We start from the raw sequence: 11,057 nt of genomic DNA, 5'->3' as shown, positions 1-11,057 counted from the left end.
AAACAATGACGCGCGTATTGATCACCGGAGCCAGCGGATTCATTGGCTCTCATCTGGTTCGGGCCTGCTTGGCCCGGGGCGATGAGGTCGCTGTGCTTACGCGGCCGGGTTCCTCTCGGGGCCGTTTGCAAGGTGCTTCGGGAATCCGCTTTTTCACCGATGGGTATTCGGATGTTGCCGCGATCAAACGCGTCGCGAATGCGTTCCGACCCCAGGTAGTTTTGCACACCGCCGCGCAGACAAAATTTGCCGAGACTGATGACCTGGCAGATCTGAATGCCAGTATTTTGCAAAATCTCTCGACGCTGGTTGCGATCCTGTCGGCTTTGGCCATCTGTGATCAGCCGCCCAATGCGTTTGTGCGCACCGGATCCATTGCGGAATATGGTGATATCGAGCTGCCCTATGTCGAAACTTCGCGAGAGAACCCGCGAAATTCCTATGGCGCGTCTCTGGTGGCCGGAACGCAATATATTGAAATGGCTCAGCCCCGGCTGCCGTTCAAGGCTGTTACGGCTCGGTTGGCGCTGACCTATGGTCCCGGACAGTCAGAAGATTTCTTCATACCCCATGCCATTGGCCGCCTGTTGCGGAAAGCCCCGGTTTTCCTTCATCGTCCACATGATCGGCGTGATCTGATACATATTGACGACATAGTCGAAGCGCTGCTTTTGATTGCTGACGCGCCGGACAAGGCGGGGTCGGTCATCAATGTTGTTACTGGCGATGCTCCGGATATGGCCGCAGTCGCAGGAGAGTTGCAGGTGTTGACCGGAGCAGCTCTGGATTTGGTTTCTTCTGCGCCGCCGAAGGATGACCCGGTATTGTTGGTTTCGGATCCTTCACAGATGGCGGAACGTTATGGCTGGTCGGCAAAAATCGCTTTGCGTGAAGGCCTTGAAAGGACGGTTCAATGGACAAAACAGTCACAACAAGCGGAGATGAACGCGTGACTTTGGTTTCAATCCTGATCCCCGCTTTGAACGAAGAAGATAACGTTCGCACGGCCTATGAACGTGTGACCAAAGTGTTTGATGATCTGCCCTCTTATGAGCCCGAGATCATTTTCACTGACAACCATTCCACGGATCGTACATTTGAAATCCTGTCGGATATTGCTGCTGCTGATCCCCGTGTCCGGGTTATCCGGTTTGCCCGCAATATGGGATATCAGTCATCAGTTCTGACGGCCTATCGATCCGCAAACGGGGCCTGTTCGATCCAACTGGATTGCGACATGCAGGACCCGCCCGAGCTGATCCCGCAGATGCTGGATACCTGGCGACAGGGATATCACGTGGTATACGGCATTCGCCGTAGCCTGCCGGACGGACCCATCGTCGCTGCCGCGCGGCGCGGCTTTTATGCGTTGATCGATATGATCAGCAATGATGATTTGCCGAGAAATGCGGGCGAGTTTCGGCTGACTGACCGGCGTATTCTGGACGAGCTGCGCCGGGTCGATGATCGCTCTCCTTATGTTCGCGGGTTAATCAGTGGGATGGGTTTCCGCCAGATCGGCTTTGAATATGATCGCAATGCGCGCACCGCTGGCGAGTCGAAATTTCCGTTTCGGGCCATGCTGTCGCTTGCTGTCGACGGGTTGATCAACCACTCGCTTCTGCCCTTGCGCCTTGCCTCGATGATTAGTCTGACGGTTGGCACAGGGACTTTTTTGCTGATGATCGGATATGTGATCGGCAAGCTGTTCTTTGGCCAGAACTGGCCGGGCGGTTTTGCCACGACCACCATCCTGTTGCTGCTGTCGATGACCTTGAATGCGATGTTCCTGGGAATAATGGGCGAATATATTGGGCGGATTTTCCTGCAGTCCAAAGACTTGAATCGACCCATTGTCGAACAAGAGTTGAACCGTCCGGAAACTCTGGATCTGGTACAGCAAGCTGATCGTGTAAAAAGCGCCGCTGAGTGAAAAATGAAACTGTTATTGGTGCAAGCTGGGTTCGGAGCGGGCGGTGCGGAAAAGATCGCCGCAATGATCGCCGCGCATCGAATCTCGGCCGGGGATGAGGTTCACGTCGCCGGGATGGCGACAGAGGATTCTGGTTCCTACTTCGCCTATCCTGAGTGCGCGCATTTACACATGATTCAGCCGCTAAAGATCTCGCGGCGACTGACGCAGGCACGGCGCTACTTGCATATTCGCAAGGTCATCCGGGCTGTGCGTCCCGATCTGATCATCTCGTTTCTGACCAAGGTGAATGTGCTGACCATGTTGGCCGCGCGTGGAACCGGGGTGCCCGTCGTGATCTCTGAGCGGAACAATCCGCTGGTTCAAAGCGGAAATCCCATGTGGCTGAAAGCGGTGAACAGGCTTGCGCGGGGGGCATCCGGAATTGTCATGCAGACCGAACGTGCGCGTTTGGATTTGCCTGCGGACCTGATCCCAAAGGCCAGTGTAATCCCCAATCCATGTGCTCCGCTGGGGGGGATCCACATCGGGTCCGGACAGACCCGGCTTGTGGCTGTCGGGCGTTTGGATCGTCAAAAGGGGTTCGATATGCTGCTGCGGGCAATGCCCGAAGTGCTGCGCGACAACCCAGACATCCGGTTGACGATCTTTGGCGAGGGCCCAGAGCGCGACGCGTTGGAACAGCAGATCTCTGCTGCGAATTTATCGGATGTCGTATCATTGCCCGGCGCCAGCCCAAAACCCGGAGACTGGATGCAAGACGCGGATATTCTTGTATTCCCGTCTCGCTTTGAAGGGTTCCCGAATGTAGTTGCCGAGGCCACGGTCACAGGTCTGCCGGTCATATCGTTCGATTGCGCCTATGGGCCACGGGAATTGATCCGCGACAGGGAAAACGGATTGCTTGTTCCGGCCGAGGATGTTGCCGGTCTGACCAAGGCGATTTTCAGCCTGTCAAAGGATGATGCCTTACTGAATAAAATGCGTCAGAATGCGCGCCATAACAGGGAATGGCTGGAACCGCAGCACGTCCTGTCGGACTGGGATTCTTTGATTGCCAATGTGCAAATCGGAGTTGCTGCCAAAGCCGGCACGGCTAAAGGTCTGACAGAACTTCTGTAAGCTGGCCTAAGCTGGTGACCGTGGCATATGCGGCATGCTTAGAACTGGGTGGAATCGGATCATGCACAGCCCCGGGTCGGAGGATTTGAACCGTCCGCCAGCCTCGGGCATTCGGGGTGATAAAGTCCTTGGCCGGATTGTCCGCTACATAGACCATTCTGCGCGGGTTTTGCGCGGCCAATTCCATCTCTTCATAGGCGCGGGGATGCGGTTTCCCGTAGCCATCCGGCCAGGCGCCGGTCGGGCGGATATGCGCAATAAAGCGGTCCAGATCCAGCGCGGCGATCTTGTTGCGCTGCATCTTTTCGGGCCCGTCGGTGATCAACCCCATCGGCTGATCTGCGTTTGTCAAAAACCGCTCGGCGTCTTCGCACAGCGAAATGAGGGGCGGGTGTGATCGGTATTTGGTGATCAGGTCCTGTATGAAAGAATCGGTCGCATCAAGGCCGGTCTGCGCGCAAGCCACATTGAATATGCGTCGTCTTTCCCCCGCATTGTACGCGGCCTGACACCGTTGTCCGAACCCTTCAGCGCCGGTTTTTTCGTGGACCCAACCGTTCAGCCAGTTATAGCCGCTAAAGGCAAAATCTCGCTCCAGATACAGGGTGTCGTCCAGATCAAATACCAGCATCAGCCCTGATACACCGCACTGTCATATCGTATCATTTTCACACCATCGCGCCAGTTGTTATGAGCGGTTGACGGTAATTCGGCGACCTCTTCCAAAAGCCACTGTGCGAACTGTGCGCCCGCATGATCGGCCAGAGGGTAGCCACCCCCGAAACGCGCATTGATCTCAAGCACTGCGGGGCCATGTTCTGGGTCATCGATGATCTGAAAACAGGCGACACCGCGCAGATCGGGCAGGGCCTGTGCAATGCCTTCGGCGATGGTTTGCAGATCATTGCGTCGCCTGGTTTCACCCTTTTCAACCTCACCGGCGCGAATTTGAATGCGCAGATGCGGGATCACCGTGCAGAGCTGACCCGAGGCATCTACAAACATGTTGATTGTGTATTCCGGTCCGTTCAGCTTGTCCTGAAAGATCATCGGTTCGGGGAATTCAGAGGGGACATCAGCGAGGGTTTCGAATACATCCAGCCCCCGGCTTGCACTGCCGCCACTTGGCTTTGCAAAGATGGGCCAACTGATGTCTTGTGGCCGCTCTAGCAATTCCTGATGATCCAATGTGCGCGGAACTGGAACCCCGGCTTCGGACAGTTTCTGGATTGTCAGGCGCTTGTCCCGGACAACCTCAATCACGTTCACTGGCGAGACATGGACTCGCGCGCCCAGATTGGCAAAGGCGGGCGCGGCCTGTGCCAGGGGCATCAGTTCCGGGTCGATTGTGGGGATCACCAGGCTGACCCTGTGTTGACGCACAATCTCGAGGATCGAGGTTGCATAGTCGGGGCTGTCACATCGCGGCACGGCGGCGGCGTGATCGGCAAGCGCGCAAGCCGCGCTTTCATCTGGGTTCAGGTCGCAGGCGATGATGGTCAGATCTATATCCAGACGGTCCGCAGCCGCCCTGAAGCATTGCAGTAGGCCAACACGGCGACCCGCCGACGTAATCAGGATTGTCAGACATTTTCGCGCCATCGGAAACTCACCAATTCATAAACAATTATACGTGCTTAACCTAGCACAGGGTGTCTTGCCCTGTGAACGGGGTAGGGGTGAGTTTGCCTCAATATTGTTTTGAGTTGCGGCAATCCGACAGTGCGGACCCTGCCAGAGATATGCAGCAGTGCGGTTCAATGAAAATCCCGGCTTGGAAACAGCCGCTTTGCCTGATCCCGTGGGTGCATTGCCCTGGCAGGATAGCGGGATTTCTTCGGTGTATCATCAGTGCGGGACCCTTCGGTGCTTAGGACCTCTGGTTGCGGGTGCCCCAATTCGGAAAGCTTATGTGACATGTCCTGAACGTCCTGGGCGATCAGGTGCACGATAATCCCTTCACGCTGCAGATACCCTGTGATCCGCAGCAGGCGCCCGCCCATCACGGCCCGGCGGAAACGCTCATAAACCTTGGGCCAGACCACCACATTGCTGACCCCGGTTTCATCCTCTAGCGTCAGGAAAATTATACCCGACGCCGTGCCCGGCCGCTGACGGGTGATAACCAGACCACAAACGCTGTGCCGCCCCAGGGGCACCTCTAGCAAGGCGACATGTGTGGTCAGCCCTGGCAGAGAGGGGCGCAGCAGTTCCATCGGGTGGGCCCGCAGGGTCAGGCGGGTGGCAACATAATCCTCGACCACCTCTTCGCCCAGCTGCATGGCGGGCAGGTTGACCGGGGGTTCGTGAACCGTTTCCCCGTCAATCGGATCATTGAACAAGGGCAGAGGTTTGGGGCTTTGAATGGCTTTGACCTGCCAGAGTGCATCGCGCCGGGTCAGCCCCATATCGGAAAAAGCGTCTGCCTCGGCCAAGCGCGTCAGTACATCAGGCCGCAGCCCCGCACGCAGCCACAGCGCCTCTGGATCCTGATAGCCATTGCCGCGGGCGGCCTCAATCCAGCCGGCGTCTTCTTCCCTGAACCCCTTGATCTGGCGGAATCCCAGCCGCAGCGCCAGCGCGCCATCGGGGCGGCGTTCCAGTATATTGTCCCACTCGGAATGATTGACGCAGATAGGGCGGATTTCGACCCCATGCTCGCGGGCGTCGCGCACGATCTGAGCGGGCGCGTAAAACCCCATGGGTTGAGAGTTCAAAAGCGCGCAGGCAAAGATCGCCGGGTGATGGCGTTTCAGCCAGGCCGAGACATAGGCAAGCATGGCAAAGGCCGCCGCATGGCTTTCCGGGAACCCGTAATCGGCAAAGCCTTCGATCTGGGAAAAACACTGCTCAGCTACTTTGATGTCATAGCCGTTACCCAGCATCCCATTGATGAATTTATCCCGGAATGTGCCGATTGTGCCCATTCGCCGGAACGTGGCCAATGAGCGGCGCAGATGGTCGGCCTCTTCCGCCGTGAATCCGGCCCCGACCACGGCAATCTGCATGGCCTGTTCCTGAAACAGGGGGACGCCCAATGTGCGCGCTGTCACCTGTTCCAGTTTCGGGCCAAAGGGTTCGGGGTTTTCCAGCCCATTGCGTCGCCGGATATAGGGCTTCACCATATCCCCTTGAATGGGGCCAGGGCGCACAATGGCAACTTCGATTATCAGGTCATAAAGCTCGCGGGGGCGCATCCGGGGCAGGAAATTCATCTGCGCCCGACTTTCGACCTGAAAGACGCCGATCGCATCCGCCCGGCAGAGCATGTCATATGTGGCGGTGTCGTCCTGAGGCACCTTGGCGATGCTCAGGGTCTGGCCTTCATGCTGTTGCAGCAGGCCAAAGGATTTGCGCAGACAACTGAGCATACCAAGCCCCAGCACATCGACTTTCAGGATGTTCAGAGCATCAATATCATCTTTGTCCCAGCAGATGACGGTGCGGTTTTCCATTGCGGCATTTTCAATCGGGCAAAGCTCGTCCAGGCGTCCTTTGGTGATCACAAAACCACCAACATGCTGGGACAGATGGCGGGGAAAGCCGATGATTTCGCCAATCAGATGAATGGTTTGCATGAGGCGCCGGTCGCTGAGGTCCAGCCCCAGCTCGCGAATACGGTCCAGATCAACGCCGCCATTGCTCATGCCCCAGATCTGGCTCGACAGCCCAGCGGTCACATCCTGCGACAGCCCCATGACCTTGCCCACCTCGCGAATGGCTGCACGGGTGCGGAAATGGATGACAGTTGCGCAAAGACCAGCACGTTCGCGGCCATATTTCTCGTAAATCCACTGGATCACCTCCTCACGCCGCTCATGCTCGAAATCGACATCAATATCCGGCGGCTCGCCCCGGTATCTGGACACGAACCGTTCAAAGACCATGGCGATCTGGTTGGGGCTGACATCCGTGATGCCCAAGAGGTAACAGAGCACCGAATTGGCCGCGGACCCGCGCCCCTGACACAGAATGCCCTGCGACCGGGCATATTGTACGATGTCATGTACAGTCAGGAAATAAGCGGGAAACTGCAGATCCGCGACCACCGCCAGTTCCTTGCGCATCAGCCCGACCACCGTGTCGGGCGGCCCTTCGGGGTACCGGCGCTGCAACCCTTCGTGTGCCAGACGTTCCAGACGCGTTTGCGGATGTTCCCCGCTTGCAATCTCATCGGGGTATTCATACGAAAGCTCCGCCAGATCAAAGCTGCACCTGTCGGCAATCTCCATCGTGCGCCGCAAGGCGCTGGGGTGATGGCGGAACAGCCGGACCAGATCATGGCCGGATTTGAGGCGGCGTTCGGCATTGGCCAATGCGCGTGTACCGATCTGATCAATCGTAATATTTTCGCGCATGCAGGTCAGGGTATCGGCCAGTTGCTTGCGGTGGGCGCGGTGCATCAGAACATCCCCGACCGCCACCATGGGGGCGCAGCTCTTCTGGGCCAGTTGGGCGCATTCGGCCAGGTAGGCCTGATCGCTGCCGTCATAGCGCGGAACAGCGCCCAGAAAAACATGATTGGGAAAGCGCCGTCGCACGGTCTGAATATCTGATGCGGCCTCTGACAGGGTGGTCTGGGGCAGGGCGATCAGGATCATGCCCTTGCAAGCCGTCAGCATGTCTTGCGTATAGAGCTCGCAATCGCCCTTATCTGTACGCCGTTTGCCCAGAGTCAGCAGGCGGGCCAAGCGTTTGTAGGCTGCCAGATCACAGGGCAACGCCACCCAATCTACCGCACTGTCGCGCAGCAGCAGCCGGCAGCCAGTAATTAGTTTAGGCAGAACAGTACAGTCCGGTTTCGGAAGCGCCTGCCTGTGGCCAACCTCTTGCCGGGAGGAGGAATCAACCCGATATTCAGATCTGATTTGAAGGGGCTGTTTGGTCTGTCGTTTAAGCTCTCGCAGTGCCGACCATGCGCGCACAACCCCTGCCAACGAATTGTGATCCGTGATAGCTATTGCCGACAATCCCAGCTCGGCGGCGCGCAGGACAAGCTCTTCGGGGTGGGAGGCCCCGGTCAGAAAGGTGAAATTCGTGGTGACACAGAGTTCGGCATAACCCAGCCCCTGTGCATGGGGCTTTGGCATATGGCGGTGCAGGGCGTCTGTCGGGCGGTTTGCTGTGATCATGCGAACTCTCCCTGTACAAACCAGCCCGGATTCTGCGGCGTGTAAAACAGCCAGAGCCTGCGCCCCTGCGTGGTTTCCACCCGCCAGTAATCCCGCAGACCGGACCGCCAGCTTTCATCCTGATGCCACCACTCGGGCGCGATGCGTTCGGGGCCCGTGGCATGGCCGGTTGTCAGGGGCATGCGTCTCCAGCGGAACCGCGCGGGCGGATGTGGGCCGGTTGCCGCAATCGGTTCGGGTGGAAACAGGCAGAGCGGTCGTGGGTTCAGGCTGCTCCACCCGCTGGAGGGGCTGGAATAGGCGGCGGCCGCGATGATGAAACTGTGCTCGGGAATATGGCTGTCCGCAGGTAGGAAACGTTGAATGTTCTCCAGCCCGACCCGGGTGCCCAGCCGGGTGATCAGATCATCCAGCCGGCTCTTGCTGTGGTCCGACACATGGCTGATTTGTTGTACTGGCAGCGCTTCAACCCCGGTAGCCTCCAACCGCATTTGATCAATGCCAAAGCCAGCATCTATTTCCCCCAAACCGCGTTCGAACAAAGACAGGATACGCTGAGGATCGCGCAGAGGTCGGGCCAGACGCAGTTCAACCAGCTGGCAGTCCTGGTCCACCCGACGCAATGTCATGCAAAGTTTCCGGGCGCCCATCTCTTGCGCCTTCAGCTTGGCGCAGAGCTGGGCCAACAGCCGTTCGGTACCAGCCATCACGTCCGACAGTAATCCGATGGGGTCCGGCAGGGTCATGCGCACCGCGTAATGGGGGGGATCGGACAGCGGCGTGATTGCTTCGGGTTGCGCGCCCAGAGCCTGATCCAGCCTGAGCAGCAGACCGGGACCAAAACGCCGTGTCAGCGGTGCGCGCGGTGCTGCCGCCAATGTACCAATTTTGCGCAGGCCCATGCGCTGTAAGGCGACCGAGGTCTTCTCATCCAGACGCAAGGCCGCCACCGGCAGCAACTTTAGGGCCGTCAGCATATTGCCAGAGGCTGCGACCCCCTCGTTATAACGGGCAAGCGCCCAAGCCGCACCGCGCGTATCCCCCAACCCGATCTGCACCCAGAGCCCTGCGCGCGCAAACCGTCCGCGCATATCAGCCAACATCGCCTCTTCGCCGCCAAAGAGATGGGCTGACCCGGTGACGTCAAGCACCAGCCCATCCTCGCCTTCCATCCCCACCCAGGGGCAATAGCGCGTTGCCCAGCGACGCAGGATGTGCAGGAAACGCATATCGGCCTGAGGATCGGCTGTGCAGCTTTGCAAAGCGGGGCAAAAGGCGCGCGCATCCGCATAGGACATGCCCTGATGCAGCCCCTGTTCCGCAGCCTGAGCGTTCAGGCAATAAATACGATTGGCATTCTGTTGTTTGAGCGTCAGGACAAAGGGCCCATTCACCAGGCGTCGACGCAGAACCCGGTCGCTTGCCAACCGAGGAAACCACAATGAAACGACGCGACGCTGCATTCCATCGAACATGCCAGATACCAATATGTTCTTGATTTGTTCTTTTTATGCTTCCGCTTTTACAGAGTCGAGTCTTTTGGATCAAACGCCGGCAGATAGTGCCACCGGGACCAAGTTGTTTCGGCTTCGAAGGGAAGGTCGGCCCTTTTAGGCATCAAACCGCGGCAGCCATTATTCGGACTCTCATTCTTGTCGCAAAAATCTTTGGATCTTGAAAAAAGACAGGGCCGGTCCAAAGACCGGCCCTGCGACTGTTCATATGTATCGGTATTAGTTCGACGCGGCGTTCAGCTTTTCGTTCTGTTCACGCAGCGTGTCCGAGATGATCGCGTACCATTCGCCGGATTCACGCATTTCGTTCAGGCCCTTGTTGACCATAGCGATGTATTCACGTGCAAACGGGTTGGTGCGGTGAGCAAGGAAGCTCATCGAGGACAGCGTGGAAACATAGGGGTTTTCTACGATATCTTCCGAGGTCAGGCCCATGTCCTTCATGGTTGCGGCGAAAAGATCGACCTCGAACGCGGCCACATCGGCTGAGCCGGTCAAAACGGCATCCAGACACTCGCGGGCCGAGCTGGGGTGAACCAACGTCAGGTTATCGGAATTCAAGCCAACTTCTTCAAGTACAACCATGCTCCAGCCGTCCATACGACACAGGGTTGCACCTTTGAGGTCTTCGAAGGCCGTCGCTTGTGAGTATTCGCTTTCCGGCAGAGTGAAGAAACCGCCGACGATGTCATAGACCGGAACCGAAGCAACAAACTCGTTGCACCGGGATTCAGTCGCTGCAGACCACTCATAGGTGTGATTTGTACAATCTGGAACTGTCCAGGCGATCGAGATGTCGAATGCGCCGAGCGGCAAGAGAGTTTCCAAATGCGAAGTCCAGTCGTCGACAAAGCTGACCGAGAAATCACGGCTGTTGCCGGCACGCTGAAGACTTGTGGTCGCCAGGCGGGTCATGATCCCACCACCACTCAGACTTTCGGTCGTGAATGGCTCCCATCCGTTACCCGCAACCAGCTTGATTGGCGGGGCGTAGACGTTCGAACGTTTCACACTGGCCGCACGCTTTTCTTCTGCTGCGATCAGTTCCTGTGCTGACTGGCCATTCGGCAGACTGCCGTCTTCACAGGGCAAGGACAGAACCAATCCAGGCGCCAGCGCGTTTGGGTTGGTGATGATGTTGCGGTTGGCGTTGAAGATCGGCTGATAGTTCGAGGTGCCATAAGCCGCGATGGCGATGGTCGCCATCGTGTCACCATCCGCGACGGTATAGTTGCTACAGGCGTCCTGTGCTGCGGCAGCTCCGGCGCTCAGGGCGGTGACGGCGGTGGCCGAAATCACGACTTTCTTCAGGTTAAATTTATACATGTCCACTTCCTCCAGACTTTTTTGAGTTTA

At 57.7% G+C, this 11,057-nt stretch carries 8 protein-coding genes; 3 read left to right on the top strand and 5 right to left on the bottom strand.

The window, feature by feature from the left end; translation table 11 throughout:
- Positions 1–5: 5 nt before the first annotated feature.
- Genes AC2FH0_RS06355 through AC2FH0_RS06345 form a run of 3 tightly spaced genes read left to right on the top strand, consistent with a single transcriptional unit; the run spans position 6 to position 3,055 of the window.
- Positions 6–953, top strand: coding sequence for an NAD-dependent epimerase/dehydratase family protein (locus tag AC2FH0_RS06355; RefSeq protein WP_496691627.1), 948 nt, complete (start codon positions 6–8; stop codon positions 951–953).
- The gene (locus AC2FH0_RS06350) at positions 914–1,933 is read left to right on the top strand and encodes a glycosyltransferase family 2 protein (RefSeq protein WP_185956666.1); all 1,020 of its coding nucleotides are present in this window, start codon (positions 914–916) and stop codon (positions 1,931–1,933) included. The genes AC2FH0_RS06355 and AC2FH0_RS06350 overlap by 40 nt, the downstream gene beginning before the upstream one ends.
- A gap of 3 nt (positions 1,934–1,936) precedes the next feature.
- Positions 1,937–3,055, top strand: a complete 1,119-nt coding sequence (locus AC2FH0_RS06345) for a glycosyltransferase family 4 protein (RefSeq protein ID WP_496691626.1) — start codon at positions 1,937–1,939, stop codon at positions 3,053–3,055.
- Here AC2FH0_RS06345 and AC2FH0_RS06340 read toward each other — a convergent pair.
- The 5 genes from AC2FH0_RS06340 to AC2FH0_RS06320 form a co-directional block, all read right to left on the bottom strand.
- On the bottom strand, positions 3,030–3,686 hold the full coding sequence (locus AC2FH0_RS06340; RefSeq protein WP_496691625.1) for an HAD family hydrolase: 657 nt from the start codon (positions 3,684–3,686) through the stop codon (positions 3,030–3,032). The two genes, AC2FH0_RS06345 and AC2FH0_RS06340, sit on opposite strands and share 26 nt — an antisense overlap.
- On the bottom strand, positions 3,686–4,657 hold the full coding sequence (locus AC2FH0_RS06335) for an ATP-grasp domain-containing protein (RefSeq protein ID WP_496691624.1): 972 nt from the start codon (positions 4,655–4,657) through the stop codon (positions 3,686–3,688). Before AC2FH0_RS06335 ends, AC2FH0_RS06340 begins: the two co-directional genes overlap by 1 nt.
- Positions 4,658–4,812: 155 nt before the next feature.
- A complete protein-coding gene (locus AC2FH0_RS06330) occupies positions 4,813–8,187 on the bottom strand; it encodes an error-prone DNA polymerase (protein WP_496705130.1) in 3,375 nt (1,124 codons plus the stop codon).
- Positions 8,184–9,662 carry a Y-family DNA polymerase gene (locus AC2FH0_RS06325; RefSeq protein WP_496691622.1) on the bottom strand — a complete coding sequence of 493 codons (1,479 nt, stop codon included), beginning with the start codon at positions 9,660–9,662 and terminating at the stop codon, positions 8,184–8,186. The genes AC2FH0_RS06330 and AC2FH0_RS06325 overlap by 4 nt, the downstream gene beginning before the upstream one ends.
- 258 nt (positions 9,663–9,920) lie before the next feature.
- Positions 9,921–11,027, bottom strand: coding sequence for a peptidoglycan-binding protein LysM (locus AC2FH0_RS06320; protein ID WP_496788855.1), 1,107 nt, complete (start codon positions 11,025–11,027; stop codon positions 9,921–9,923).
- Positions 11,028–11,057: the final 30 nt, after the last annotated feature.

Source organism: Ruegeria sp. CDSC051, from assembly GCF_059610665.1.
This window is presented reverse-complemented; position numbering and strand designations above follow the sequence as displayed.

What these genes read in the sequence shown, in the direction of transcription:
- AC2FH0_RS06350 (WP_185956666.1), top strand. Translation starts at nt 914, where the DNA reads ATGGACAAAACAGTCACAACAAGCGGAGATGAACGCGTGACTTTGGTT.
- AC2FH0_RS06320 (WP_496788855.1), bottom strand. Translation starts at nt 11,027, where the DNA reads ATGTATAAATTTAACCTGAAGAAAGTCGTGATTTCGGCCACCGCCGTC.
- AC2FH0_RS06345 (WP_496691626.1), top strand. Translation starts at nt 1,937, where the DNA reads ATGAAACTGTTATTGGTGCAAGCTGGGTTCGGAGCGGGCGGTGCGGAA.
- AC2FH0_RS06355 (WP_496691627.1), top strand. Translation starts at nt 6, where the DNA reads ATGACGCGCGTATTGATCACCGGAGCCAGCGGATTCATTGGCTCTCAT.
- AC2FH0_RS06335 (WP_496691624.1), bottom strand. Translation starts at nt 4,657, where the DNA reads ATGGCGCGAAAATGTCTGACAATCCTGATTACGTCGGCGGGTCGCCGT.
- AC2FH0_RS06330 (WP_496705130.1), bottom strand. Translation starts at nt 8,187, where the DNA reads ATGATCACAGCAAACCGCCCGACAGACGCCCTGCACCGCCATATGCCA.
- AC2FH0_RS06340 (WP_496691625.1), bottom strand. Translation starts at nt 3,686, where the DNA reads ATGCTGGTATTTGATCTGGACGACACCCTGTATCTGGAGCGAGATTTT.
- AC2FH0_RS06325 (WP_496691622.1), bottom strand. Translation starts at nt 9,662, where the DNA reads ATGTTCGATGGAATGCAGCGTCGCGTCGTTTCATTGTGGTTTCCTCGG.